This window comes from Cryobacterium algoricola, assembly GCF_004402485.1.
GTDB classification, from domain to species: Bacteria; Actinomycetota; Actinomycetes; order Actinomycetales; family Microbacteriaceae; genus Cryobacterium; species Cryobacterium algoricola.
Window position 1 is genome coordinate 1 of the sequence record NZ_SOFG01000012.1, and the last position, 26,835, is coordinate 26,835.

22 protein-coding genes are annotated in these 26,835 nt (G+C 70.1%); 2 read left to right on the forward strand and 20 right to left on the reverse strand.

The features are described from left to right. From E3O44_RS11460 to E3O44_RS11490, 7 genes are all read right to left on the reverse strand, one after another. Nucleotides 1-4,052: Lhr family ATP-dependent helicase (locus E3O44_RS11460; protein WP_134534918.1), on the reverse strand; the 4,052-nt coding region annotated here is incomplete at its 3' end. A gap of 49 nt (nt 4,053-4,101) precedes the next feature. After that, nucleotides 4,102-4,923 (reverse strand): SseB family protein, encoded by an 822-nt coding sequence (locus E3O44_RS11465; protein ID WP_134534919.1) that lies wholly within the window; start codon nt 4,921-4,923, stop codon nt 4,102-4,104. Then, on the reverse strand, nt 4,907-5,647 hold the full coding sequence (gene priA / locus E3O44_RS11470; RefSeq protein WP_134534920.1) for a bifunctional 1-(5-phosphoribosyl)-5-((5-phosphoribosylamino)methylideneamino)imidazole-4-carboxamide isomerase/phosphoribosylanthranilate isomerase PriA: 741 nt from the start codon (nt 5,645-5,647) through the stop codon (nt 4,907-4,909). The genes E3O44_RS11465 and priA overlap by 17 nt, the downstream gene beginning before the upstream one ends. A gap of 63 nt (nt 5,648-5,710) precedes the next feature. Beyond that, nucleotides 5,711-6,343: an imidazole glycerol phosphate synthase subunit HisH gene (gene hisH, locus E3O44_RS11475; protein ID WP_134534921.1), complete on the reverse strand. Its 633-nt coding sequence runs from the start codon at nt 6,341-6,343 to the stop codon at nt 5,711-5,713. Then, on the reverse strand, nt 6,340-6,978 hold the full coding sequence (gene hisB, locus E3O44_RS11480) for an imidazoleglycerol-phosphate dehydratase HisB (protein WP_134534922.1): 639 nt from the start codon (nt 6,976-6,978) through the stop codon (nt 6,340-6,342). The genes hisH and hisB overlap by 4 nt, the downstream gene beginning before the upstream one ends. 25 nt (nt 6,979-7,003) lie before the next feature. Continuing rightward, a complete protein-coding gene (locus tag E3O44_RS11485) occupies nt 7,004-8,092 on the reverse strand; it encodes a histidinol-phosphate transaminase (RefSeq protein WP_134534996.1) in 1,089 nt (362 codons plus the stop codon). Between the two features lie 139 nt (nt 8,093-8,231). Next, nucleotides 8,232-8,594 carry a LysM peptidoglycan-binding domain-containing protein gene (locus E3O44_RS11490; protein WP_134534923.1) on the reverse strand — a complete coding sequence of 121 codons (363 nt, stop codon included), beginning with the start codon at nt 8,592-8,594 and terminating at the stop codon, nt 8,232-8,234. A gap of 404 nt (nt 8,595-8,998) precedes the next feature. Between E3O44_RS11490 and lexA the strand changes: the two genes are divergently transcribed. Beyond that, nucleotides 8,999-9,622, forward strand: coding sequence for a transcriptional repressor LexA (lexA, locus tag E3O44_RS11495; RefSeq protein ID WP_241975417.1), 624 nt, complete (start codon nt 8,999-9,001; stop codon nt 9,620-9,622). 122 nt (nt 9,623-9,744) lie between these two features. Here lexA and metE read toward each other — a convergent pair whose 3' ends face one another. From metE to hflX, 3 genes are all read right to left on the reverse strand, one after another. After that, complete coding sequence (metE, locus tag E3O44_RS11500; protein WP_134534924.1) at nt 9,745-12,084, reverse strand: 5-methyltetrahydropteroyltriglutamate--homocysteine S-methyltransferase; 2,340 nt, start codon at nt 12,082-12,084, stop codon at nt 9,745-9,747. A gap of 202 nt (nt 12,085-12,286) precedes the next feature. Continuing rightward, a complete protein-coding gene (locus E3O44_RS11505) occupies nt 12,287-13,303 on the reverse strand; it encodes a methylenetetrahydrofolate reductase (protein WP_134534925.1) in 1,017 nt (338 codons plus the stop codon). A 206-nt stretch (nt 13,304-13,509) separates the two neighbouring features. Beyond that, nucleotides 13,510-15,060 carry a GTPase HflX gene (hflX, locus tag E3O44_RS11510; RefSeq protein WP_134534926.1) on the reverse strand — a complete coding sequence of 517 codons (1,551 nt, stop codon included), beginning with the start codon at nt 15,058-15,060 and terminating at the stop codon, nt 13,510-13,512. A 41-nt stretch (nt 15,061-15,101) separates the two neighbouring features. On the opposite strand from hflX, the gene E3O44_RS11515 reads away from it, so the two are divergent. Next, nucleotides 15,102-15,725, forward strand: a complete 624-nt coding sequence (locus E3O44_RS11515; RefSeq protein WP_134534927.1) for a class I SAM-dependent methyltransferase — start codon at nt 15,102-15,104, stop codon at nt 15,723-15,725. A 78-nt stretch (nt 15,726-15,803) separates the two neighbouring features. Here the strand turns inward: E3O44_RS11515 and dapF are convergent, their stop codons facing one another. The 10 genes from dapF to E3O44_RS11565 form a co-directional block, all read right to left on the reverse strand. Further along, entirely contained in the window at nt 15,804-16,685 is an 882-nt protein-coding gene (gene dapF, locus E3O44_RS11520; RefSeq protein WP_134534928.1) for a diaminopimelate epimerase, read from the reverse strand. Between the two features lie 291 nt (nt 16,686-16,976). Then, on the reverse strand, nt 16,977-17,903 hold the full coding sequence (gene miaA / locus E3O44_RS11525; protein WP_134534929.1) for a tRNA (adenosine(37)-N6)-dimethylallyltransferase MiaA: 927 nt from the start codon (nt 17,901-17,903) through the stop codon (nt 16,977-16,979). Then, entirely contained in the window at nt 17,887-19,632 is a 1,746-nt protein-coding gene (miaB, locus tag E3O44_RS11530; RefSeq protein ID WP_166792632.1) for a tRNA (N6-isopentenyl adenosine(37)-C2)-methylthiotransferase MiaB, read from the reverse strand. The genes miaA and miaB overlap by 17 nt, the downstream gene beginning before the upstream one ends. Nucleotides 19,633-19,715: 83 nt before the next feature. Then, the gene (locus E3O44_RS11535) at nt 19,716-20,459 is read right to left on the reverse strand and encodes a regulatory protein RecX (RefSeq protein ID WP_134534930.1); all 744 of its coding nucleotides are present in this window, start codon (nt 20,457-20,459) and stop codon (nt 19,716-19,718) included. Between the two features lie 2 nt (nt 20,460-20,461). Continuing rightward, nucleotides 20,462-21,613 (reverse strand): recombinase RecA, encoded by a 1,152-nt coding sequence (recA, locus tag E3O44_RS11540; protein ID WP_134534931.1) that lies wholly within the window; start codon nt 21,611-21,613, stop codon nt 20,462-20,464. A 285-nt stretch (nt 21,614-21,898) separates the two neighbouring features. After that, entirely contained in the window at nt 21,899-22,120 is a 222-nt protein-coding gene (locus E3O44_RS11545; RefSeq protein WP_134446951.1) for a DUF3046 domain-containing protein, read from the reverse strand. Nucleotides 22,121-22,166: 46 nt separating this feature from the next. Next, nucleotides 22,167-22,475, reverse strand: coding sequence for a helix-turn-helix domain-containing protein (locus E3O44_RS11550; RefSeq protein WP_134446949.1), 309 nt, complete (start codon nt 22,473-22,475; stop codon nt 22,167-22,169). 155 nt (nt 22,476-22,630) lie between these two features. Beyond that, a complete protein-coding gene (locus E3O44_RS11555; RefSeq protein WP_241976289.1) occupies nt 22,631-23,164 on the reverse strand; it encodes a CinA family protein in 534 nt (177 codons plus the stop codon). Nucleotides 23,165-23,170: 6 nt separating this feature from the next. Beyond that, a complete protein-coding gene (pgsA, locus tag E3O44_RS11560; RefSeq protein WP_134534932.1) occupies nt 23,171-23,770 on the reverse strand; it encodes a CDP-diacylglycerol--glycerol-3-phosphate 3-phosphatidyltransferase in 600 nt (199 codons plus the stop codon). Nucleotides 23,771-23,772: 2 nt separating this feature from the next. After that, entirely contained in the window at nt 23,773-26,763 is a 2,991-nt protein-coding gene (locus E3O44_RS11565) for an FtsK/SpoIIIE family DNA translocase (RefSeq protein ID WP_134534933.1), read from the reverse strand. Between the last annotated feature and the right edge of the window lie 72 nt (nt 26,764-26,835).

The following is a 26,835-nucleotide window of genomic DNA, read 5'->3' on the forward strand; positions in this document are numbered from 1 at the left end:
AGCCCGCGCCCACCGTGCAGCCGGGCCCGCGGCGCCGCCCGCCGGGTGCTGTGCGCCGTGCGGCCGCCGGAGAGCAGCGCCCGCACCGGCGCGAAGGTGTCGTTGCCGACGAGGCCGGCCCAGACCAGGTCCCAGAGGGCGTCGGCGAGGAGCACGTCGTCCTGGCTGCCGACCGCGTCGGCGAGCTGGCGGAAGAAGAATCCGCCCCCGCCGCCGAGGGTCGCGAGCACCTCGCGCTGCAGCTCCGTCGTTTCGACGGGGGCCGGCGGCGGCAGGGTGAGCGCGGCGGTCTCGGCGAGGTACAGGCTGATCCAGCCGTCGTTGCCCGCGAGGGTGCCGGCCCCCGCCCAGAGCACCTCGCCCGCGTTGGTGAGTTCGTCGAGCATCGCCGGCCGGTAGTCGCTCACCCGGGCGGGCAACACGAGCGACTCCCAGGCCGACGCCGGGATGCGCGCGCCCTCGAGCTGTTCGATGACGGATGCGACGCCATCGACGCCGCGGAGCCTCCCGCCGACGTGTTGCCAGGCCGGCAGGAACCGGCCGACGGTGACCTGGTCGACGGGTTCGACCTCGTGGCGGAGCGCCGCGAGGGACCGCCTGCGCAGGCGCCGCAGCACCTCGGCGTCGCACCATTCGCTGCCGGTCCCGTGCGGCCTGTACTCGCCCTCCATGACCCGGCGGTCGCCGGCGAGGCGGCGCAGCGCTCCGAGGGCGACGACCGTTCCGAGACCGAAGCGAGCGGCGACATCCGCCGCGGTGAACGGGCCGTGGGTGCGCGCGTACCGGCTGACCAAGTCGCCGAGCGGGTCGGGCACCGCCTCGGTGAAGGCGGCGGGCACGCCGAGCGGCACCGGAACGCCGAGGGCGTCGCGGAGTCGGCTGGCGTCTTCGATCACGGCCCACCACTGGCGGTCAGCGAAGCCGGCCCGCAGCACCCGGCGCGCGGCGACGAGCTCGAGCAGGCCGGTTTCGGCGTCGGGGCCGCCCTGCGTGTCGAGCCGGGCGGCGACCTCCTCGGTGGTGAGGGGGCCGAGCTGGCGGAGGAGGTCGGCGATGCCCTCGACACCCCGCGCGTGCCGGTCGGCGGGCAGGCGCTGGAGTTCGGCATCCGTCTGTTCGATCACGGCGGGATCGAGGAGTTCCCGCAGTTCGACCCGGCCGAGCAGTTCGGCGAGGAGGCTCGAGTCGAGGGACAGCGCCGTCGCGCGGCGTTCGGCGAGCGGAGAGTCGCCCTCGTACATGAACGCGGCGACATAGCCGAAGAGCAGGGTGCTCGCGAACGGGCTCGGCGTTTCGGTGCGGGTCTCGACGAGCCGGATCGTGCGGCTGTTGATTTTGCGGGTGAGGTCGAGCAGGGCGGGCAGGTCGTAGACGTCCTGCAGGCACTCCCGCACGGTCTCGAGGATGATCGGGAAGGTCGGGTAGGTGCGGGCGACCTCGAGCAGCTGGGCGGCCTTCTGCCGCTGCTGCCAGAGCGGCGACCGGGTGCCGGGGTTGTACTTGGGGAGCAGCAGGGCGCGCGCGGCGCACTCGCGGAACCGGGCCGCGAAGAGGGCGGACCCGCCGACCTCGTCGGTCACGAGCTGCTCGATCTCCTCGGCCTCGAAGATAAAGAGCTCGGCGCCGGGCGGCTCGGCGTCGGTGTCCGGGATGCGCGCGACGATGCCGTCGTCGCTCGCGACGCATCCGCCGTCGAGTCCGTAGCGTTCCCGCACCCGGGCGGCGACCGCGAGCGCCCACGGCGCGTGCACCTGCATGCCGTATGCGGAATGCAGGATCACCCGCCAGTCGCCGAGTTCGTCGCGGAACCGTTCGACGACGAGGGTGCGGTCGGTCGGGAGCTGCCCGGTGGCCGCGCGCTGGTCGCCGAGGAAGGTGAGCAGGTTGTTGGCGGCGCGCTCGTCGAGCCCGCCGGTCGCGCAGCGGGCCCGCGCGGCGGCCTCGGGCAGGGCGGAGACCTCGCGGACGAAGGCGCCGACGGCCTCCCCGAGTTCCGCGGGCCGGCCCAGGCCGTCACCCTTCCAGAACGGCAGCCGCCCCGGCTCGCCGAAGGCCGGGAGCACGAGCACCCGGTCGTGGGTGATTTCCTGGATCCGCCAGCTCGTGGTGCCGAGGGCGAAGACGTCGCCGACCCGGGATTCGTAGACCATCTCCTCGTCGAGTTCACCGACCCGACGGCCCGTCGCCTGGTCGCCGCCGACCATGAAGACGCCGAAGAGCCCGCGGTCGGGGATGGTGCCGCCGCTCGTGACGGCGAGGCGTTGCGCGCCGGGGCGCCCGGTGAGCAGGCCGGTGTCGCGGTCCCAGACGATCCGGGGGCGCAGCTCGGCGAACTGGTCCGAGGGGTATCGCCCGGCGAGGAGGTCGAGGGTGGCCTCGTACGCCGAGCGGGGCAGACCCTGGAACGGGGCGCTGCGACGCACGATGTCAAACCAGTCCTCGGCCTGGATCGGCTCGAGTGCGACCGCGGCGACGGTCTGCTGGGCGAGGATGTCGAGCGGGTTGGAGGGCACCGCGATCGATTCGATCAGCCCGGCGACCATCCGCTCGGCGGCGACGGCGGCGTGGATGAGGTCGGCACGATGCTTGGGGTAGATCACGCCGCGGGAGATCTCGCCGACCTGGTGCCCGGCGCGGCCGACTCGCTGCAGCCCGCTCGCGACGGAGGGCGGAGACTCGACCTGCACGACGAGGTCGACCGCGCCCATGTCGATGCCGAGTTCGAGGCTCGAGGTCGCGACGACGCAGCGCAGGCGGCCGGCCTTGAGGTCCTCCTCGATCATCGACCGCTGTTCCTTGCTCACCGAGCCGTGGTGCGCGCGGGCCAGGAGGGGCTCGGCCCCCGCGCTCTGGCCGCTCGCGCCCATCAGGTCGGCGGGCGGGCGTGCCGGCGTCGGGTTCGGGTTCGCCCCGTTCCCCGCGGCGCGGCCGTGGTCGCCGAGCGCGGCGGGGCTCCCGGCGGCGTACCCGTCGTTCCCTGCAGCGGATGCGGAGACCCGCGTCGCCCCGACCGGCGCGAGCTCGCCCTCGGCCCGGTCCGCGGCATCCGCCAGACGACCGGAGTAGATCTCGTTGAAGCGCGCGGTCAGGCGTTCGGCGAGGCGGCGCGAGTTCGCGAAGACGATGGACGAGGAATGCGCGAGCACCTCGTCGACGATGGCCTCTTCGACATGCGGCCAGATCGAACCGGCCTGCGGTGCTGCCGCCGCGGTCGACCCCTCGCGTTCGGGAACGGGGCCGAGCTGGGTCATGTCGTCGACGGGGACCACGACGCGGAGGTCGAAGCGTTTGCCCGCTGCGGGATTGACGATCTGCACCGGGGCGGCGCCGCCGAGGAACCGGGCGACCTCCGCCGCCGGGCGGACCGTCGCCGAGAGGCCGATCCGCTGCGCGGGGCGCGCCAGGAGTTCGTCGAGGCGTTCGAGGGAGACGGCGAGGTGGGCGCCGCGCTTGCTCGCGGCGACGGCGTGCACCTCGTCGATGATGACGGTGTCGACGCCGCGCAGAGAGTCGCGGGCCGCGGAGGTGAGCATCAGGAAGAGTGACTCCGGCGTCGTGATCAGGATGTCGGGGGGCGTCTTCACGAGGGTGCGCCGGTCGGCGGCCGGGGTGTCCCCCGAGCGAACGCCGACGGTCACCGTGACCGGGGGGAAGCCGAGCCGGGCCGCGGCCTGCGTGATGCCGACGAGCGGGGCGCGGAGGTTCCGTTCGACGTCGACGCCGAGCGCCTTGAGCGGGGAGATGTAGAGCACCCGGGTGCGCGGGAGCGAGACACCGACGGGCCCGGCGGCACTGGCAGCGGCCCCCGGTGCGTTCGCGGCGGCATCCGTGGACGGGACGGGTGGCACAGACGGCGCCGGTGTCGCCAGCCGGTCGATGGCCCACAGGAAGGCTGCGAGGGTCTTGCCCGAGCCGGTCGGGGCGACGACGAGCGCGTGCGAGCCCCGGGAGATGGCGTCCCAGGCGCCGAGTTGGGCCTCGGTCGGCGCGGCGAAGGCCTGGGCGAACCAGGCCCGGGTGGCGGGCGAGAATCTCTGGAGGACCTCGGTCATCTCCCCATTCTCCCCGTCACCCCTGACAGTGTGCGCCGCGGACTCCTGATCAGTGCGACGCGGCGAGCTGTACCCGCAGGGAATCGACCTGGGTGGCGATCGTGTCACTCGCCGACCAGCGGGCGGCGAGCCGGGCGAGCGTCGCATCGAGTTCCACGCGGGTGAGGCCGTCGACGAGTTCGAGGCGCACCACGAGCTCGGGCCCGGCGAGCCGGCCGAACGGGTCGCCCGCGGAGAGGGCGACGCCGAGCACGCTCAGTTCGCTCGCGATCGACGCCGCGAAGGCATCCGCGACGGTACGGCTCGCGTAGCTCGGCGTCCACGGCTGGCCCTGCGCGATGGCCCAGAGGGCCGGCCGACGCACAACGTATTCGGTCGGTGCGGTCGGGTCGAGCACGACGAGGTCGGTGTTCTCCTGCGCCGCGGCGAGGGCGATCCGGATGCCGTCGGCCGGCACCGGCCGTGCCGCCCTGTTCCACGCGTTCATGGCTTCGGCCGAGGTGAACACCGGCAGAACGTTCCGCCCGTCCGGGCCGGCGACGGTGATGATCGAGAGTTCCTGGGTCTTGTCGACGAGGAGGCCGGCCTCGGTGTGGCCGACATCGCCGAGCGCCGTCACGAGCGGGATCAGCAGCCGGGACGTGCGGATCGCCTCGACGACGGCCTCCTCCCCCGACTCCCGGTCCCGGTAGCGGGCGAGGGCGGCGAGCAGTTCGACCGGGGCCGATCCGTCATCGTCGGCGTGGTCGTTGGCCTCGAAGGCCCGGCCGGCCCAGGGCTGCCCGGCGGAGTCGGCGGGCACGCCGGGGCCGCCCGGTCCCTCCGGGCCCCGGGGCAGGCCGGTCGATCCGAGATTAACGGCCGGCGACATCCAGGGCCTCACCGAGGGTGAAGGCGCCGGCGTAGAGCGCCTTGCCCACGATCGCTCCCTCGAGTCCGAGCGGGACCAGTTCGCGCAGGGCGACGAGATCGGCCAGGCTCGAGATGCCGCCGGAGGCGACGACGGGCCGGTCGGTGTGCTCGAGCACCTGACGGAGCAGGTCGAGGTTCGGACCCTGCAGGGTGCCGTCCTTGGTGACGTCGGTCACCACGTAGCGGGAGCAGCCGGCCTCTTCGAGGCGGGCGAGCACCTCCCAGAGATCGCCGCCCTCCTTCGTCCAGCCGCGGGCGGCGAGGGTCGTGCCGCGCACGTCGAGGCCGACGGCGACCTGGTCACCGTGCTCGGAGATCACGCGGGCGGCCCAGTCCGGGTTCTCCAGGGCTGCGGTGCCGAGGTTGATCCGGCTGACACCCGCGCCGAGCGCCGCCTGCAGGGAGGCATCGTCACGGATGCCGCCGGACAGTTCGATCTTGACTCCGGTGACCTCGCGGATGACCCGGCTGATCACCTCGGTGTTGGTGCCGCGCCCGAAGGCGGCGTCGAGGTCGACGAGGTGGAGCCACTCGGCGCCCTGGCGTGCCCAGTCGAGGGCGGCGTCGACGGGGTCTCCGTAGTTGGTCTCGGTGCCGGCCTCACCCTGGGTGAGACGCACGGCCTTGCCGTCTGCGACGTCGACGGCCGGGAGCAGGACGAGGCGGGTGGTGGTTTCAGTCACGGTAGTCCTCAGATCAGTGATGGTGGTGCGGCCGGGCCGCCGAACAGAAGCGAACGGGGACGGTCAGTCCCGCAGGGTGCCGATCCAGTTCTTCAGCAGGCGGATGCCGGCCTCACCGGATTTCTCCGGGTGGAACTGGGTCGCGGACAGCGGTCCGTTCTCGACAGCGGCGAGGAACGGTCCGCCGTGTTCCGCCCAGGTCAGCCGGGGGCGTGGGAACGGCGGCGTGACCTCGAGCGTCCACTCCTGGGCGGCGAAGGAGTGCACGAAGTAGAACCGCTCGTCCTCGATGCCGGCGAAGAGGCGCGAGTCCGGGTCGGGGGTGACGGTGTTCCAGCCCATGTGCGGCAGGATCTTCGCGGGCAGCTGGGTGACGGTGCCCGGCCATTCGCCGAGTCCCTCGGTGTCGGAGCCGCGTTCGACGCCGTGCTCGAACAGCACCTGCATGCCCACGCAGATGCCGAGCACCGGGCGTCCCCCGGCGATGCGGCGGTCGACGATCTCGTCGCCGCGCACGGCGGTGAGGGCGCCCATCACGGCGCTGAAGGCCCCGACGCCGGGTACGACGAGGCCGGACGCCTCGAGGGCGGTGCGGCGGTCGCTCGTCAGGGTGACGTCGGCCCCGGCGAGTTCGAGCGCCTTGACGGCCGAGTGCACGTTGCCCGTGCCGTAGTCGAACACGACGACGCTCGTCACAGGGCGCCCTTGGTCGACGGCACGCCGGAGACGAGCGGGTCGTAGGCCTTGGCCTGGCGGAACGCGCGGGCGAAGGCCTTGAACTCGGCCTCGGCGATGTGGTGCGGGTCGCGGCCTCCGAGCACGGTGACGTGCACGGTGAGGGCGGCGTTGAACGCGATCGCCTCGAAGACGTGGCGCACCATCGAGCCGGTGAAGTGACCGCCGATCAGGTGGAACTCGAAGCCGGCCGGCTCCCCGGTGTGCACGAGGTACGGGCGTCCCGAGATGTCGACGACGGCCTGGGCGAGGGCCTCGTCGAGCGGCACGAGGGCGTCGCCGTAGCGGGAGATGCCGGACTTGTCTCCGAGCGCCTGCCGGATGGCGAGGCCGAGCACGATGCCGACGTCTTCGACGGTGTGGTGCACATCGATCTCGATGTCTCCCGAGGCCCGCACGGTGAGGTCGGTCAGGGAGTGCTTGGCGAACGCGGTGAGCAGGTGGTCGTAGAACGGCACCGAGGTGTGGATGTCGGACACGCCGGTGCCGTCGAGGTTGATCGTCAGGTCGATGCTCGACTCGCTGGTCTCCCGCCGCAGGTGTGCGATGCGGGCCTGTGCGGTCGATGACTGTGCGGCCGGTGACTGTGAGCTCATGCGGCTAGTTTATTGGCCCGGACGGCTACGCGTGGCCCAGTGCCTCGAGGGCGTCGAGGAAGACAGTCGTCTCGCGCTCGGTGCCGGCGGTGACCCGCAGGTGGCCGGGGATCCCGACGTCGCGCACGAGGATGCCCTCGGCAAGTAGCGCCTCGAACGTGCCGCGCGGGTCGGAGACACCGCCGAAGAGCACGAAGTTGCTGCCGCTGCGGAGGGGCTGGTATCCGAGCCGGCGCAGTTCGGTGACGAGACGGTCGCGCTGGCCGCGGATGTCGTCGACCATGCGCAGCATTTCGGGCGTGTGCGCGAATGCGGCAACGGCCGCCGCCTGGGTCAGCGCGGAGAGGTGGTACGGCAGGCGCACGAGCCGGAGCGCATCCGTCACGGCAGGGTCGGCCGCGAGGTAGCCCACCCGGGCGCCGGCGAACGCGAAGGCCTTGCTCATCGTGCGGGAGACCAGCAGGCGCTCCCGCCCGGGCAGCAGGGTGAGAGCGGATGCCGTCCCCACCGGGGCGAATTCGGCGTAGGCCTCGTCGACGACCACGATGCCGTCGCAGGCGTCATAGACGGCGGCGATCACATCGAGCGAGAGCGGGGTGCCTGTCGGGTTGTTCGGGGAGCACAGGAAGACGAGGTCGGGATTGACGCGATTGACCCACTCGACGGCGCGCTTCGGGGTGAGTTCGAAGTCGGCGTCGCGGTCACCGGCGATCCAGCGCGTCCCGGTGCCCGAGGCGAGCAGCGGGTACATCGAATACGTGGGGGCGAAACCAAGCAGGGTGCGTCCCGGACCGCCGAAGGCCTGGAGCACCTGCTGGAGAACCTCATTGGAGCCGTTGGCGGCCCAGATGTTCTGGCGGGTGAGACCGTGTCCCAGGTAGCGGGCCATCGCCTCGCGCAGTTCGGTGAATTCCCGGTCCGGGTACCGGTTGATCCCCCGGATCGCGGCGGCCAGTGCGGCGGCGATGTCGACGGCCACGTCCTCGGGGATGCCGTGGGTGTTCTCATTCACGTTGAGAGCGACCGGCACGTGCAGCTGGGGCGCCCCGTAGGGAGTGAGCCCGCGCAGGTTGTCGCGGAGGGGCAGGTCGTTGAGACTGGTCACTCCCCCCATAATACCGGTGGGCATGTTGACGATGGTTCAGTATTCAGCCGGCCCCGTGCTCGGCTCGCCCTGTATTCAGCCCGCTCAGTAATCAGCCGACTCGGCGTTGAGCCTGCTCGGTATACAGCCGGCTCGGTGTTCAGTCAGCTCAATATTCGGCGGGAAGGGCCAGGCGCTGGCCGGGCTGCACGCTCTCGGAGGGCAGCTGGTTCAGGTTGACGATGTCGGCGATGACCTCGCGTGGGTCGGCGGAGGGCGCGATGTGCTCGGCGAGCTGCCACAAGGACTGGCCCGACTGGATCGTGACGTAGTCGAACGTCGTTGCGCTGTCGCTCGCGCCGCTGCCGCTCAGTGTGCTGCCGTCTGCGGCGGCGAGGCCGCCGTTGAGTGCGAGGGCGAGGGCGCCCACGACGAGGGGGACGGCGGCGGCGGCGGTCAGCACGGCACGACCGCGCCGCGTGATGCGCAGCCGGGTGTGCGCCCCCGGGACCAGCTCGATTGTTGTGCTCATGTCTGCCTCCTGTGTATTCGTATCCGGCTCTCGGCCGGGAGAGCCGGATACGAAGCTATGTTCCGAATATATATTCGATTGTTCGAACAATCAAGACTTTCTCCGGTTATTATTGGGGTGAAGTACACGACACACTCGAATGAATGTCTCTATTTCGCCCCACGCTGGTTACAGTTTCGATTGACTGGTGTGAACTCAACCAGCGACCACTGACATTCGGATACGGTCGCCTCACGGCATCCGCCGCGGCGACCGACCATCACCCGCCCACCGCCACCGACAGGAGCGACATCGTGACCCAGGACAGCGTGACCCCGGACAGCGTGACCCAGTTCAGCGGCGGATCCCCTGAACGAGGCGGCACGCGACGGAGGAAGAGCCTCAGCGACAAGCAGCGCGCGATCATGGACGTGATCCAGCGCTCCGTCGGGCAGAGGGGCTATCCGCCGAGCATGCGCGAGATCGGTGACGCCGTCGGCCTGTCGTCGCTGTCGAGTGTCACCCACCAGCTCAACCAGCTCCAGCTGAGCGGTTACCTGCGCCGGGACCCGAACCGGCCACGGGCGCTCGAGGTCCTGATCGAGTTGCCGCAGTCGCCGGAGGACACCGCGGCGGGAGCCGCGGAGAACTTCCAGCAGGGCACCCCGGTTGGCGATGCGGCGATGGTGCCGCTCGTCGGACGGATCGCCGCCGGTGTGCCGATCATGGCCGACCAGCAGGTCGACGAGATCTTCCCGCTCCCGCGCCAGCTCGTGGGCAAGGGCGAACTGTTCATGCTCAAGGTCGTCGGCGAGTCCATGATCGACGCCGCGATCATGGACGGCGACTGGGTCGTCGTCCGCCAGCAGAAGACCGCGGAGAACGGCGAGATCGTCGCCGCGATGCTCGACGGCGAGGCGACGGTGAAGGTGTTCCGGCAGCGTGACGGCCACACCTGGCTGCTGCCGAGGAACACCAACTTCGAGCCGATCCTCGGCGACCACGCCGAGATCCTCGGCAAGATCGTCGCCGTTCTGCGTTCCCTCTAGCTACCGCCCTCGCTGTAGAGCTTCTGGGGACGACGCTCAGGCGAGCGCGGGACGTGCGCCGGTGCGCGGGTGGTCCACCACCCGCGCACCGGCGCAACACCCGCGCTCGATCCAGGAGCCGGTCAGGCGCGGGCGGGAACCGCGGCGGCGAGGCGCGCACGCACGATCCGGGTCGCCTCGATCATGTTGGTCAGGGACTCGACCGTCTCGGCGTAACCGCGGGTCTTGAGCCCGCAGTCCGGGTTCACCCAGACCTGTCCGACCGGGATGGCCGCAACGGCACGGTCGAGCAGCTCCGTGAGTTCGGCGACGCTCGGCACCCGCGGTGAGTGGATGTCGTAAACGCCCGGCCCGATGCCGTGGTCGAAACCATTGGCCTGGATGTCCGCGACGACCTCCATCCGGGAGCGGGCCGCCTCGATGCTCGTCACGTCGGCGTCGAGGTTGCGGATGGCGTCGATCACGACCCCGAACTCGGAGTAGCAGAGGTGGGTGTGGATCTGGGTGGCATCCAGCACCCCCGCAGTCGCGAGCCGGAACGAACCGACCGACCAGTCCAGGTAGTCGGCGTGCCCGGCCTTCTTGAGCGGGAGCAGTTCGCGCAGGGCGGGTTCGTCGACCTGGACGATGCCGATTCCGGCGGCCTCGAGGTCGGCGATCTCGTCGCGGAGGGCGAGGGCGACCTGACGAGCGGTCTCGCCGAGGGGCTGGTCGTCCCGCACGAAGGACCATGCGAGGATGGTGACCGGTCCGGTCAGCATGCCCTTGACCGGCTTCGCGGTGAGGCCCTGCGTGTAGGTCGACCACTCGACGGTGATCGGCTTCGGGCGGGAGACATCGCCCCACAGGATGGACGGTCGCGTGCACCGGCTGCCGTAGGACTGGACCCAGCCGTTCTCGGTCACCGCGAAGCCGTCGAGGTTCTCGGCGAAGTACTGCACCATGTCGTTGCGCTCGGGTTCCCCGTGCACGAGCACGTCGAGGCCGATCTCCTCCTGGAGGTCGACGACCCGGACGATCTCCGCGCGCATCAGGTCGCGGTACTCGTCTGCGTCGAGCACTCCCGTGAGGAAACGGGCGCGGGCGCGGCGGATCTCCCCGGTCTGCGGGAAGGAGCCGATCGTCGTCGTCGGCAGGAAGGGCAGCGCGAGGGCGGTCTCCTGGGCGGCGAGGCGGTCGGCGTACTCCCCGCGGGTGAAGTCGTCGGCGGTGAGCGCTGCGGCGCGGGCCCTGACGGCACCGTCGCGCACTCCGGGGGCGATGCGGCGGGCGGCGAGGGCTCTGGTCGCGGCGTCGAGCTCGGCGTCGATGGCCTCCCGGCCGTCGGCCAGGCCGCGGGCCAGGGTCGCGACCTGGTCGACCTTCTCGTCGGCGAAGGCGAGCCAGCTCACGAGGTCTGCTCCGAGCGCGGACTCGTCGGTGACGGTGTGCGGGACGTGCTGCAGGCTCGTCGAGGTCGAGACGGCGACCCGCGGCGACAGGACGCTGACCTCGTCGAGGTGGGCGAAGGCATCCGCCAGGTCGCCGCGCCAGATGTTGTGCCCGTCGATGACACCGGCGACGAGCGTCTTCCCTTCGAGGCCGGGGACGGCCGCGGGCAGGGCGCCGCGGACGAGGTCGAGGCCGATGGCTTCGATCGGTGCGGCGGCGAGCACGGGCAGGGCGTCGTCGAGGCTGCCGTAGGGAGCGGCGACGAAGATCGCCGGGCGCTGGGCGAGCTGGCCGAGGGTCCCGTACGCCCACTGCACGGCGGTGAGAGTCTCGGCGCGGGGCACGGGAACGCTCTCGCTGACGAGGCCCGGTTCGTCGAGCTGCACCCAGTCGGCGCCGGCGTCCGCGAGGCGCTGCAGCAGCGTCGCGTAGACCGGAATGAGGTCGTCGAGCCGGTCGAGGGGCTCGAAGCCCGCCGGGGCTTCGTCGCTCGGCTTGCTGAGCAGCAGGAACGTCACCGGGCCGACGATGACGGGTCGGGTCAGGAAGCCGGCCGCGCGCGCTTCCTCGAATTCGCGCACGATCCGGTCGCTCGACAGGGAGAACTCCGTTTCCGGTCCGATCTCCGGCACGAGGTAGTGGTAGTTCGAGTCGAACCACTTGGTCATCTCGAGCGGGAGGCTCTCCCCTTCGCCGCGAGCGAGGGTGAAGTATCCGGCGAGGTCGATGCGTCCGTCGGCGTCGAGGAGCCCGGCGAAGCGGGCCGGTACGGCGCCGACCGTGCAGAGCGCGTCGAGCATCTGGTCGTAGAAGGAGAACGACTCGGGGATGGCCGAGTCTGTGCGGCCGAGGCCGAGGGCGGCAAGGCGGTCGCGGGTGGCCTGACGCAGTCCGGCCGCGGTGGCTTCGAGCTCTGCGGCGGTCGTGGTGCCGGCCCAGAACGATTCGACGGCCTTCTTGAGCTCACGGCGCGGGCCGATGCGCGGGTAGCCGAGGATCGTGCCTGCGGGGAACGGGGAGGTGCTGATCATGGCGTTTCCTTTGCGGTGAGGGTGCTGTGCGGTTCGGATGGGCGGATCATCGGATGATCGGGGCTTGAGGGGGGGTAGGGGCTTGGGGTCGGGCGGTGGTGCGTCGGCCCGATTTCGGGCGCGACGGAAACCCGTGGCGCAGGCGCTGCGTTCTGGTGGACGGGAGAGCTGCGGTGGCAGGGAAGGACCATCCGCCGTCGCTCTACACGATCGTGGGCAGTGCCGTCGGGGCCGGAGCCTGAGGCTGAGCAGGAGTGTCCCGAACCGGCGCCGTCGCGCCGAGCAGGCCGCAGCCGTCGAGCACCTCGAGAACGGTCTCGTGCTGGTTGAAGGCGTAGAGGTGCAGACCGGGCGCTCCCCCGGCGATCACCTGGGTGGCGAGGTCGACGGCGTGGCGGATGCCGATCTCGCGCTGGCCTTCCCTGGTCGGTTCGATCTCGAGCCGGATGGACAGGTCTGCCGGCATCTGTTCGCCGGACAGCTCGATGATCCGCCGCAGTCTGGCCGGGCTCGTCACCGGCATGATGCCGGGCAGGATCGGGAAGAGCACCCCGGCCTCCCTGGCCCGCTGGACGAAGCTCAGGAAGTGGTCGGCGTGGAAGAAGAGCTGGGTGATGCCGAGGTTCGCACCGGCCGCCTGCTTGGCAAGCAGGGTGTCGATGTCCTGCGCCGAGGAGCGTGAGCGGGGGTGGCCGTTCGGGAACGCCGCGACGGCGATCCGCACCTTCTCGTGGCCGGGCTTCACGGCGCGAGCGGCCGGGATGCCGGGGATGATCGTCTCGCGGTACGGCGACTTCTCGGCCTGGACGCGGTGGATGAGCTGCACGAGTTCGGCGGCGCTGCCGAAGTCGCCGAGGAACGCCTCGCCCTCCTTCGTTCCGGCAGGGGGGTCGCCGCGGAGGGCGAGGAAGCTGCGCACTCCCGCGTCGAGGAATTCGCGGATCAGCCGGTTCGCCTCCTCGTGGGTGGAGCCGACGCAGGTGAGGTGGGCCATCGCCTCGACGTTCGTCGTGCGCAGGATGCGGCTGAGCACGTCGAGCGAGGAGCGGCGCGAGGATCCGTTGGCTCCGTAGGTGACCGAGAGGAAGTCGGGGCCTGCCGCGGCAAGATGGTCGATCGTCGTCGCGAGGGCCGCAGCGGCGGCATCCGTTTTGGGCGGATACAGCTCGAAGGAGAACGGGATGCGCCGGGTGCGGGCGGAGTCCGATGGAGTGGACATGCATTCCTCATTCGACAGGAGCCAGTGCGTGCACTGAAATGGCCGGGCGGCCGCGGACCGCCAGGGAGCCCTGGCGGGTGTTCGCGGGCGGGTGCCGGGCTCGGCTGTCGCTCCATGCCGACGGAGGAAATCCGTCGGCAACGATTGAAGAAAACACTAGCAATCCCCGAACTGGATTGCACGAGTGTGACCGTTCGTTACCGGGGTCAGCTCGCGACGGCGGGCGCGGTGCCTGACGGTGCGAGGAGGAACGGTGCGAACAGGGACTGGATCTCGGTCGTGACGAGGGCGCGTACCCGCGTCCCGGTCTCGGCGTAGTCGGTACTCAGGATCGTGCCCTGCGCGTGCAGGATCGCGATCAGGTCGCCGCGCTCGTAGGGGATGAGCAGGTCGAGCTCGATCGAGGGGCGCGGGAGCAGGTCTGCGACCGCGGCAAGCACCTCGTCGATGCCTTCGCCGGTGCGCGCGGAGACGAAGATGCCCTTCGGCCAGAGGCCGCGCAGCACCAGGCGATCGTCGTCGCTGACCAGGTCGCTCTTGTTGAAGACGACGAGTTCGGGGATCTCCCGGGCGCCGACCTCGCTGATGACCTCGCGGACCGTCGCGAGCTGGCTCGCCGGGTCGGGGTGGGAGGCGTCGACGACGTGCACGATGACATCGGCGTCCGCGACCTCCTCGAGGGTCGACCGGAAGGCCTCGACGAGTTGGTGCGGGAGGTTGCGAACGAAGCCGACGGTGTCGGTCAGCGTGTACAGCCGGCCATCGCTCGTCGTGGACTTGCGCACGGTCGCGTCGAGCGTGGCGAAGAGCGAGTTCTCGACGAGCACGCCGGCGCGGGTAATCCGGTTGAGCAGGCTCGACTTGCCGGCGTTGGTGTAGCCGACAATGGCGACGGAGGGCACGGCGTTGCGCTTGCGGTTGGCGCGCTTGGCCTCGCGGGCGGGCTTCATGGCCAGGATCTGCTTGCGCAGGCGGGACATCCGGGTGTGGATGCGACGACGGTCGAGTTCGATCTTCGTCTCGCCGGGGCCGCGGGAACCCATTCCGGCGCCGGTGCCGCCGACCTGGCCACCGGCCTGGCGGGACATCGAATCACCCCAGCCGCGGAGGCGGGGCAGCAGGTATTCGAGCTGGGCGAGCTCGACCTGGGCCTTGCCCTCCCGGCTCTTGGCGTGCTGGCTGAAGATGTCGAGGATCGTGGCGGTGCGGTCGATGACCTTGACCTTGACGACGTCCTCGAGGGCGCGCCGCTGGCTGGGCGCGAGTTCGGTGTCGGCGATGACGGTGTCCGCGCCGAGGGCCTTGACGATGCCGGCGAGTTCCTGCGCCTTGCCCTTGCCGAGGTAGGTGCTCGTGTCCGGGGTGGCACGGCGTTGCATGAGGCCGTCGAGCACCGTAGCGCCCGCGGTCTCGGCGAGGGCGGCGAGTTCGCGCATGGAGTTCTCGGCGTCCGCGACGGTGCCCTGGGTGTACAGGCCGATCAGGATGACGTTCTCGAGGCGCAGCTGCCGGTATTCGACCTCGGTGACGTCCTCGAGCTCGGTGGAGAGGCTCGGAACGCGGCGGAGAGCGTTGCGGTCTTCGCGATCGAGCTGCGCGCCGTCGTGGCCGTCATCGTGCTCGTCGGAGCGGGGCTCCGCGTCGAGGGCCTGGGCGCTCCCGCTGCGAAACAGGGAGTAGCCGGCGGCCTTGGAATCGGCACTGGCAAGTACCCGTGCCACAACATCGTCGTCCGGGGTTTCAACTGGTTCAATCATTCCTTTAACCTTACTTCCTCGAAGAGCGGTAGGTTCCCTCTATGCCTTCCGACCATTACTTCACCCCTGCCCCCGACAGCAAGCTCAGGCTGCAGCAGGTGACCGTGCACCTGGGAGGTCAGGAGCGGGAGGTCACGACCGCCAACTCCGTGTTCAGCCCCGACCACATCGACACGGGCACCAAGGTGCTTCTGGAGAACACTCCGGCACCGCCGCCCGGGGGCGACTTCCTCGATCTCGGCTGCGGCTGGGGTCCGATCAGCTTCCATCTGGCGCTCGCTGCGCCGCGCGCCACGATCTGGGCCGTCGACGTCAACGAGCGTGCCCTCGACCTCGTGCGGCTGAACGCCGAGAAACTCGGGCTCACCAACATCACGGCCGTCACGCCGGACCAGGTCCCGCCGCACGTGCAGTTCCGCACGATCTGGTCGAACCCGCCGATCCGCGTCGGCAAGAACGAGTTACACAACCTGCTGAGCAGCTGGCTGCCGCGCCTCGAACCCGATTCGGATGCCTGGCTCGTCGTGCAGCGCAACCTCGGCTCCGATTCGCTGCAGCGCTGGCTCGACGGCGAACTACCCGACGACTTCGCGGTCTCCCGCTTCGCGATCAGCAAGGGTTTCCGCGTGCTGCGCGTCAAGCGCCACGGCGAACCCGCTCTCTAGAGGTTCGCGAAAGCGGGCGAATCGTCGATTAGGCGCGACCTAACCGACGATTCGCCCGATTTCGCGGAAGGGGGCGGGTCAGTTGAGGCGGAAGACGCCGTCGTAGACGAGCTCGGCCGGCCCGGAGAGCGCGACGTGCTCGCCGTCCTCGGCCGGGAACATCCGCACGCCGAGCGTGCCGCCGGTCACCTCGACCCGCCACTGGTTCGGGGCTCCCTGGCCCGCCCAGTACCGGGTAGCGAGGGCGGCCGCTGCGGCTCCCGTGCCGCACGAGAGCGTCTCGCCGCTACCGCGTTCGTGGACGCGCATCCGGATGTGCCCGACCCCGTCGACGATCAGGGGGTCGCCGGGCACGACGAATTCGACGTTGGCGCCGTCGGCGGGTTCGGGGTCAAGCTGCGGGATGTAGCTGAGGTCGGCGCTCTCGAGTTCGCCCTGGTCGGCGAGGGCGACCACGACGTGCGGGTTGCCGACGTTGATCCCGAGTCCGGGCCGGGCGACGGCGAGGTTCCTGGCGCGCACGAGCGGTTCGCCGCCGTCGAGCCGCCAGCGGCCCAGGTCGACCTGGTAGCCCGCTGCGTTCCGCTGCACGTCACGGACGCCCGCGCGGGTCCCAACGACGAGGGTGTCGCCGCCGGGCACGTCGGCGAGGCCCTGTTCGGCGAGGAACCGGGCATAGACACGGATGCCGTTGCCGCACATCTCGGAGAGGGTCCCGTCGGCGTTCCAGTAGTCCATGAACCACTCGGCCTGGTCGTCTTCCGCGAGGGCGGCCGCGCCGGCCTCGAGGCTGCGCGAGCGGACCGCGCGGATGATGCCGTCCGCGCCGATGCCGAAGCGGCGGTCGCAGATCGCGCGGATCTGCGCCGGGGTCAGGTCGATCCGCCCGTCGGGATCGGCGAACAACACGAAGTCATTGCCCGTGCCCTGGCCCTTGGTGAAGTTGAGATCGATGCCCATCAGACCAGTGTAGGGACGAGACCCCGGGTCGGCCGACCCCGAGCGCCGTCGCGGACGATCACGTCGCGCCGCCCCTCCCGGAGCTCGGGACGGACCGGTCCCCCATACCCGGCCCGGCCCACCCGTGCCTGCCACCGGTACCGGCCATGCCGGAAGGCTGCTCCCGCAGTCCGACGGCCCGCGCCCGGCATCCGCTGCCCGAACCGATTCGACGGAGATTCTGTCCGGAAAGCCCTTCACACGCCGCCCGACCTACGTAAATCGCAGATTCTCCGTCGGATCAGTGCGGGGTCAGAGGTGTGAGCGGGCGGCCGCGACGCGGTCGGGGGCGTCGTAGTCGATCCAGTGCGTATCCGGTGAGCGCTTGAACCAGCTGACCTGACGGCGGGCGTAACGACGGGTCAGCTGCTGGGTCTGCTCGATCGCCTCGGCCTGGCTGAGCCGGCCGCTGAGCTGGCCGAGCGCCTGCGCGTAGCCGATGGCGCGGCTCGCGGTCACCCCGGATTCGAGGCCGGCGGGGATGAGGCCGCTGACCTCGTCGAGGAGGCCGGCGGACCACATCCGGTCGACGCGGGCGTCGAGTCGCGCGGTGAGTTCCTCGCGGGGCGCCCGCAGGCCGAGGGTCACGGCCGGGCGCCAGTAGACGGGTTCTCCCGGTAGCGCCGCGAGGTGCGGCGCACCGGTGAGTTCGACGACCTCGAGCGCGCGCACGAGGCGACGGCCGTTGCTCGCGCCGATGCGGGCGGCGGCGCCGGGGTCGACGAGCTTCAAGCGCGCATAGAGCGCGCCGGGGCCCTGCTCGACGAGTTCAGCCTCGAGCCGGGCACGCAGCACCGGATCGGTGGCCGGGAACTGGAAGTCGTAGACCACGGAGGACACGTAGAGTCCCGATCCGCCGACGAGGATGGGCACGGCGCCGCGGGCCGTGATGTCCTCGATCGCGGCCCGGGCCTCGGTCTGGTACCGGGCGACGGCGGCCTCGTCGGTCACGGCGAGCACGTCGAGCAGATGGTGCGGGATGCCGCGCTGGTCGTCGGCGCCGAGCTTGGCGGTGCCGATGTCCATTCCGCGGTAGAGCTGCATGGCGTCGGCATTGACGATTTCGGCCGGGGTGCCCTCAGCACCGAGACTCTCAGCTAGGTCGAGGGAGAGCTCGCTCTTGCCGGTGCCGGTCGGTCCGACGATGACGACGAGCACCCGGTTAGCGCTCACCGTCATCGACGGCGTAGATCGGAACGGTGGAGCTCGCGTTGGCCGCAGGGATCCGTCCGGCCGGAGCCGGACTGGCGGACACGGGACCCGGGGTCGCCGCGGAGGCCGGGGTTGCCTGCGGGGTCAGGTGCGAGACGGCCTGCGAAACGGGGTGCGGGGTCGGGTGTGAGGCGGCCTGCGGGGTCGGGTGCGGGGCGGTGGGACGGAGGCCGAGGGTGGGCATCCCGAGCGAGACGGCACCGCCCGCTGAGGCTCCGGCATGGCTCGGCACACCGCAGGCATCCGCTTCTGCACGGTCCCAGGCGTCGCCGGCCGTGGTCCGGCGGATGCGCAGCGGAGCCCCGTCCCGGGAATCGGCGATCAGGTGGAACGGCGCCGCTTCGGTCACCGTCACGGTGACGAGGTCTCCGGGGCGGGGGCGCTCCGAGCCCTCGGGCACGTCGAAGTGCACGAGGCGGCTATCGGGGGCACGCCCGCTCATCCGGTGGGTGTCGGAGTCCTTGCGGCCCTCACCGTTCGCGACGAGCAGTTCGACCTCCCGGCCGATCACGGCCTGGTTCTCCTCCCAGGAGATCCGCTCCTGCAGCGCCGCGAGGCGCTCGTAGCGGTCCTGGACGATCTCCTTGGGCACCTGGTCGGCCATCTCGGCCGCCGGAGTACCCGGGCGGATCGAATACTGGAACGTGAACGCCGTCGCGAACCGTGCCCGCTCGACGACCCGGAGGGTGTCCTGGAAATCCTCCTCAGTCTCGCCGGGGAAACCGACGATGATGTCCGTGCTGATCGCGGCTTCGGGCATCCGCGCCCGGACCCGGTCGAGGATGCCGAGGAATCGCTCGGAGCGGTAGGAGCGGCGCATGGCCTTGAGCACCCGGTCGGAGCCGGACTGCAGCGGCATGTGCAGCTGCGGCATCACGGCGGGGGTGTCGGCCATAGCCTCGATGACGTCGTCGGTGAACGCGGCGGGGTGCGGGCTCGTGAAGCGGATGCGCTCGAGCCCCTCGATCTTCCCGGCGGCGCGGAGGAGTTTGCCGAAGGCGAGGCGGTCGCCGAATTCGACGCCGTAGGAGTTGACGTTCTGGCCGAGCAGGGTGACCTCGATGGCGCCGTCGTCGACGAGAGCCTGGATCTCGGCGAGGATCTCACCCGGGCGACGGTCCTTCTCCTTGCCGCGCAGGGCGGGGACGATGCAGAAGGTGCAGGTGTTGTTGCAGCCGACCGAGATGGACACCCAGCCGCTGTAGCTCGAGTCGCGCTTGGTCGGCAGGGTCGAGGGGAAGGTCTCGAGGGAATCGAGGATCTCGAGTTGGGCCTCACCGTTGTGCCGGGCGCGTTCGAGCAGGCTCGGCAGTGCACCCATGTTGTGGGTGCCGAAGACGACGTCGACCCAGGGCGCCTTGCCGAGGATGACGTCCTTGTCCTTCTGGGCGAGGCAGCCCCCGACGGCGATCTGCATGCCGGCGTGACGCCGTTTGATCGACGCGAGCTGGCCGAGGTTGCCGTAGAGCTTGTTGTCGGCGTTCTCCCGCACCGCGCAGGTGTTCAGCACGACGATGTCGGCCTCTGCTCCGTCGGCGGGAACGTACCCGGCGGCCTCGAGAGAACCGCTCAGCCGTTCGGAGTCGTGCACGTTCATCTGGCAGCCGAAGGTGCGCACCTCGTAGGTGCGCGCCCGGCCGTCGTCGTCGCGGGCCGCCGGCGACGGCGCGATCAGGGTCTGCGTGCTCAAAGTCATAGTGACTCCAGTTTACGCGACCGCGCCCGTGCACCCGGCGGTGCAGCATTCCGCGGTCGCCGGGCGGTCCGCGCCGGACGGGTTTAGCGGAACCGCACGCCCGAGGAGTCCCCGCCGCCGTTGCGCGAGTCGAGAGCGGCCTGAACCGCCTCGCGCACCACGGAGGACGGGTAGCCCTTGCGCATCAGGAAGGCGTTGAGCCGGCGATCGATGGTGCGGTCGTCGAGACGGCCCAATTGCTGCACGCGCTTGATCGCGACCTCGATGGCCCGTTCGGTCTCGTCGTCGGGCATCGCGTCGATGGTGTCCGCGATGAGTTCCTTGTCGAGGCCGCGGCGGCGCATCTCGGCCTGGACGCCGGAGCGCCCGAGACCCTTGCGCTCGTGCTGGCTGTAGACGATCTGCTCGGCGAGCTTCGCCTCGTCGAGATAGTCGAGACGGATGAACCGTTCGACGATCTCTTCGATCTCGCTCTCCGGAAGGTCGAGCCCGACGAGCACCCCACGGGCCTCCGAGATGGACAGCGAGCGGGCGCGAAGCCGCTGCAACAGGACCTGTTCGGCGTGTTCGGTCTCGGCCTCGGTCTCGGCAGCACCGCCGTCGGCAGCACCGCCGTCGGAAGCGTCACCGGTCTGGACGGCGCCATCGGCACCCTCCGCTCCGGAATCGTCGGCAGCCGGTGACTGCGCCCCCGGCAGGTAGCTCACGGTCGCGAGCTTGCCGCGACGCTTGGCCGGGGCCCCGGTCGCCCCGCCGACGGCCGGAGAGATGTCCGGAGCGATGTCCGGAGCGATGTCCGGCTCATCCTTCGGTTCGAAATGCACCATGCTCAGGCGCCCTTCCGGGCGGCGAGCCGTGCCTGGGTGGTCTTCGGCTGGCTGACGTCTGCTCCTGCGGCCGCACGGGCTGCTGTCGCGGCTTCCTTCGCGGCGAGCTCGGTCGCGGCTTCCGCGGCGGCGGCGGCCTTCTTGGCGGCTGCGCCTTCCGGTGAGATGCCGAGCTTGAAGAGGATCTTGCTCTCGATCTCGTTGGCCATGTCCGGGTTCTTCAGCAGGAAGTTACGGGAGTTCTCCTTGCCCTGCCCGAGCTGGTCGCCGTCGTAGGTGTACCAGGCGCCGGACTTCTTCACGATGCCGTGTTCGACACCGAAGTCGATCAGGCTGCCTTCGCGGGAGATGCCGATGCCGTAGATGATGTCGAACTCGGCCTGCTTGAAGGGCGGCGCCATCTTGTTCTTGACGACCTTGACCCTCGTGCGGTTACCGACGGCTTCCGTGCCGTCTTTCAGGGTCTCGATCCGGCGGATGTCGAGGCGAACCGAGGCGTAGAATTTGAGGGCCTTGCCGCCGGCGGTGGTTTCGGGGCTGCCGAAGAAGACACCGATCTTCTCGCGGAGCTGGTTGATGAAGATCATCGTGGTGTTGGTCTGGCTGAGCCCACCGGTGAGCTTGCGGAGGGCCTGGGACATCAGCCGGGCCTGGAGACCGACGTGGGAGTCACCCATCTCGCCCTCGATCTCGGCGCGGGGCACGAGGGCTGCGACGGAGTCGATGACGATGAGGTCGATCGAGCCACTGCGCACGAGCATGTCGGCGATTTCGAGCGCCTGCTCCCCCGTGTCGGGCTGGGAGACGAGGAGGGCGTCGATGTCGACTCCGAGCTTCTTCGCGTAGTCGGGGTCGAGGGCGTGCTCTGCGTCGATGAACGCGGCGATGCCGCCACCCTTCTGGGCGTTGGCGATGGCGTGCAGGGTGAGCGTGGTCTTACCGGAGGACTCCGGTCCGTAGATCTCGACGATGCGCCCGCGCGGGAGCCCGCCAATGCCGAGGGCCACGTCCAGGGCGATCGAGCCGGTGGAAATGGTTTCGACCGGTGCCCGGTCGTCGCTGCCGAGGCGCATGATCGAGCCCTTGCCGAACTGGCGGTCGATCTGGGCGAGCGCGGTGTCGAGCGCCTTCTCGCGGTCTGCTGCTGATGCCATGGTGGGTCTCCTTCGGTCGTGCGTTTCGGCGCCTATAGGCTGTCGCGACACACTCACCGGGAGGACCCCGGTGCGTGCTCTGGGACAAGGCATTCGCTGTCTGTCACTGACGAAGGCGACTGTACGCCGCACCCCCGACATTGATCGGGAAGCGCGACGACGGTGGACACTTCTGCACTGACTCCTGCTGGTGAGGAGCCTACCAAAGGTCGAACACGTATTCGAGCACCGACGCGCCGAAACGGCCGCGTCGTCGAAGTAAGGAGGGAAAGGAGGGCGGGCGCCCTAGGGGCGCGGCGCGGGCACGCCGGCGCCGAACCATCGGCTCTTGGGCACGTCGGTCTCGGCGCAGAGGGCGAGCCAGACGTCGCGCGCCGGAACACCGCCGGCCAGGGCCTGGTCGGCGGTGTTCCCGAGCGAGGTCAGCACGAGGTCGCGGGTCAGCACACGACCGTAGGACTCACCGAATTCGTCTTTCAGCGCCTGACGGAATTCACTGAGTCTCACGAAGCCACCTGGTCGGAGGGGAAGGAGGGGATGGGGAGGCCCGGGGTCAACGAACCATCATGCCGGTGTCGTACGTCGCGACGAGCTCGTCGGGAACGGTGTCGGGGAAACGATCGATTCCCTCGATGACGGCGAGGCGGTCTCCCACCTCACGCATGATGACCGAGATCGGGGTGTCCAGCGCGTCGGCGACGGACGCCAGAATCTCGGATGACGCTTCCTTCTGGCCGCGCTCCACTTCGCTCAGGTAGCCCAGGGCCACGCTGGCCTTGCTGGCAACCTGACGCAGTGTGCGCCCTTTCTGCAGTCGGAAGTCCCTGAGCACATCGCCGATTTCCTGTCGCACAAGAATCATCGGAACCTCCTTCTCGTACTTATTAGGTACAACTATTTGGGTCATACCGGTGACGGATGGACAACAGTACTACATCCAGCCGACTCCTGCAGACTACCCAGAACGACTGGGGTTTGCTTGTGAATATGTACTGTGTAACCCAGCGTTTACGCGAACTATTCCGTCGGTAACGTGGCTATCAGCGCACGCACAGCTTCGACGGCCGCCCGTACTGTTTTCGCCCGGATCGCGGCCCGGTCACCGGTGAGGTCGAGCGCCACCGCCGAGGTTTCCGTCCCGATCGACAGGCCGAGGTAGACCGTTCCCGGTTGACGGCCGCCCTGGGGGTCCGGGCCGGCGACGCCGGTCGTCGAGACGCCGATATCCGCGCTCCGACCGCCGAGGGTGAGCCGTCTGCGTGATCCCGCGGCCATCTGGCGCGCGACCTCGGGGTCGACCGGTCCGTTGGCGGCGAGGAGTGCCGGGTCGACGCCGAGGAGGGTGTGCTTGAGTTCGGTCTGGTAGGCGACGATGCCGCCGGCGACGACGACGGATGCCCCGGGAATCCTGATGAGTTCGGCCGCGAGCGCTCCCCCGGTCAGGGACTCCGCGACGGCGATGGTGAGGCCCCGGCGGGTGAGTTCGGCAATCAGGGACGCGGTGGGGTCATCCGCATCGGGCACGTCGGGCACATCGGTTGCGTCGGTCACGGCGGGTCAGTCGTCGTGCCGGGACTGGCGCGCAACGCGCCGGGCGGCGACGAGGTAGTCGATGCCGGTCGAGACGGTCAGTACGAACGCGACGGACATGGCCGCGTAGTTGACCCAGTGGATCCAGTCGCCGAGCACGAGCCAGAGCGGAACGAGGAAGAGCGAGATCGCGACAGACTGCATGATGGTCTTGAGCTTGCCGCCGCGGGAGGCCGGGATGACCCGGTCGCGGAGCATCACGAAGCGGAAGGCAGTGATGCCGAGCTCGCGGACGAGGATCACGATCGTGACCCACCACCACAGTTCGCCGAGGATCGACAGGGCGACGAGCGCTCCCCCGGTGAGGACCTTGTCGGCGATCGGGTCGAGCAGCTTGCCGAGGTCGGTGACGAGGTTGTGCTTGCGGGCGATCGCGCCGTCGATGCCGTCGGTCGCGATCGCGAGGATGAACAGCACTGCGGCGGCCCAGCGCAGCGCGCCGTCCTGGCCGGCGTCGGCGAGCAGCATCCAGATGAACAGCGGGGCGAGCAGGATCCGCACGACCGTGATCAGGTTGGGCAGGTTCCAGTTGCTCGGGCGTGCGACGGGTTCGGATGCTGTGGCCATGATCAGTCCCTGCCGGTGAGGTTCCAGGCATCCTCGTCTGCAGACGATGCCTCTTCCTCAGGGTAGCCCTCGCTCATCTTCGCGACCGGGTCGCCTGCATAGCGCGGGTCGGGCTGGGAGTCGGAGCGGGCATCCGCGTCGTGGGCGGCGTTGGCCTGCCTGGCGGCCGTCGCGGCGTGGTGCTCGTCGTCGGAGCCGCGGAGCAGGGCGAGCACGCTCGGCAGCTGTTCGACGGTGACAAGCACGTCGCGGGCCTTCGAGCCCTCCGAGGGGCCGACGATCTCGCGGGACTCGAGCAGGTCCATCAGACGGCCGGCCTTGGCGAAGCCGACCCGCAGCTTCCGCTGCAGCATCGAGGTCGAGCCGAACTGGGTGGAGACGACGAGTTCGGCCGCGGCGAGGAGCACCTCGAGGTCGTCGCCGATGTCGGAGTCGATCTCCTTGCGGGGAGCGGCCATCGAGACATCCGGCCGGTAGTCGGGGCGGGCCTGCTGGGTGACGTGCTTGACGACCCGCTCGATCTCGGCCTCGCTGACCCAGGCCCCCTGCACGCGGATGGCCTTGGATGCGCCCATCGGCAGGAAGAGCGCGTCGCCCTGGCCGATGAGCTTGTCGGCGCCCGGCTGGTCGAGAATGACCCGGGAGTCGGTGACGCTCGTCACCGCGAATGCGAGCCGGGAGGGCACGTTGGCCTTGATCAGGCCGGTGACGACGTCGACGCTCGGGCGCTGGGTGGCGAGCACGAGGTGGATGCCGGAGGCGCGGGCGAGCTGGGTGATCCGCACGATCGAGTCTTCGACGTCGCGCGGGGCGACCATCATCAGGTCCGCGAGCTCGTCGACCACGACGAGGAGGTACGGGTACGGCTTGAGGGTGCGGGCGCTCCCGGCCGGGAGCACGATCTCGTTGCCGACGACGGCCTTGTTGAAGTCGTCGATGTGGCGGAAGCCGAAGCTCGCGAGGTCGTCGTAGCGCATGTCCATCTCTTTGACGACCCATTGCAGCGCTTCGGCGGCCTTCTTCGGGCTCGTGATGATGGGGGTGATGAGGTGCGGCACGCCGGCGTATGCGGCGAGCTCGACCCGCTTCGGGTCGATCAGCACCATGCGCACGTCGCTCGGCTGGGCGCGCATCAGCAGGCTCGTGATCATCGAGTTGACGAAGCTCGACTTGCCAGAACCGGTCGAACCGGCGACGAGGAGGTGGGGCATCTTGGCGAGGTTGGCTACGACGAAGCCGCCGCCGACGTCCTTGCCGACGCCGATGGTCATCGGGTGGGTGCTGTTCGTGGCCGCCGCCGAGCGGAGCACGTCGCCGAGGGTGACGATTTCGCGGTCGGTGTTCGGGATCTCGATGCCGATCGCGCTCTTGCCGGGGATCGGCGAGAGGATCCGCACCTCGTTGGACGCGACCGCGTACGACAGGTTCTTGCTGAGGGCGGTGACCCGCTCGACCTTGACGCCGGGGCCGAGTTCGATCTCGTATTGGGTGACGGTCGGGCCGCGGGAGAACCCGGTCACCCGGGCGTCGACCTGGAACTGGGTGAGCACTTCGGTGATCGAGGTGACGATCACGTCGTTCGCCGCGGAACGTGCCTTCGCGGGAGGTCCGGCGGTCAGGGTCGTGTTCGAGGGCAGCTCGTAGGGCACGGCCGGGTGGTCGCCGGTGTCCGGGTGCAGCGGATGCCCGTCCTCGCCGGGAACAGCACCGGTCGCCCCTGCGAGGCCGTCGAGCCCGGGAAGTACTTCGGTGAGTCCTGCGGCCGCCGCGGACCCCGGGCCTCCGGTCGCCTCGTCGTCGTGCAGGCCGAAGTCCGAGCCGCGCGTCACGTCGATCTCACCGGTGAAACGCTTGATGGCGTCCTCTGCGCGGAGCAGGTCCTCGAGCACCTCGGTGCCGTAGTGGTCGCCGCCGGCACCGCCGCCGGACAGCCCGACCGAGAACGGCGTCGCCGGAGTGGGCACCGGGGAACCGTCCGCCGGGGCGATGGCGCTGTCGAAGCCGCCGCGTCCGTCGCCGCCGAGCAGGGTGCTGAGCGGATCGTCGCCGTCCCCCGACCCGCCGGCGCCCTTCTTCGGGCCGTGGGCACCGGCATCCGACACGAGGGCGCCGCCGAAGTCGGGATCTTCCTCGCGCTTGCTGTTGTTGCGGCGCCACCAGGGTAGGGCGCTGTTGCCGTCCGGCTCGCCGTCGACGCCGTCGAGTTCGACCTGGGCGGTCTTCTCGGCGCGCTCGAGTTTCGCGGTCTTCGCCGCCGCGCGCTCGTCCTCCGTGGAGAGCTCTGCGCCGAACAGCCAGGCGTAGAGCTCGCGCGACCGCTGGCCGATCCGGTTCGGCGGGGTCTTCGTGATGATGAGAAGGCTCAGGGCGAGCAACAGGATGATGATGACGGTGGCGCCGATGGCGGTCGTAAGGGCGATCAGCGGGGCCGCGACCATCCAGCCGATCACACCGCCGGAGAGTGCGAGCACGTTCATGCCCTGGGTGGGCGTCGGCTGGCCGCCGTAGACGTGGCAGAGCCCGGAGACGGAGACGAGCAGCAGGCTCAGCCCGATGCCGATCCGCCCGTTGTCGTGCACGGAACTGGGCTTACGGAACAGCCAGATCGCGAAGACGAAGAGGATCACCGGCAACGCGAACGCGACCCGGCCGAACAGCCCGCCGAAGGTCCACGCGTCGAAGTTACGGGCGACGGCGTTGTCGATCAGGAACCATTCCACGACCGCGCCGGCGACGGCGAGCAGCACGAGGAAGAACGGGAGGCCGTCGCGGCGTTCCTCTTTGGAGAGTTTTTCGGGGCCGAGCGCGCGCGCGGCGGCGCCGGCGACGTGGGCCAGGGCGAGCCAGGAACGCACGAAGAGGCCTGGTTCGGTCTCCGCGGCGGAGAACTTGACCGTCTTCTGGGCGGTGGTGCGGGCAGCCGGCTTGCGCGCGGGTGTACCGCGCGCCGGCGTGGTGCGGGCGCGCCCGGTCGACTTAGTGCTCGTGGCCATGGAGTCCACGGTACCGCCGAGCCGCCGATTCCGCGCGAGCCCACGCGGTCGTCGTCGCGGCCCGACTCACCG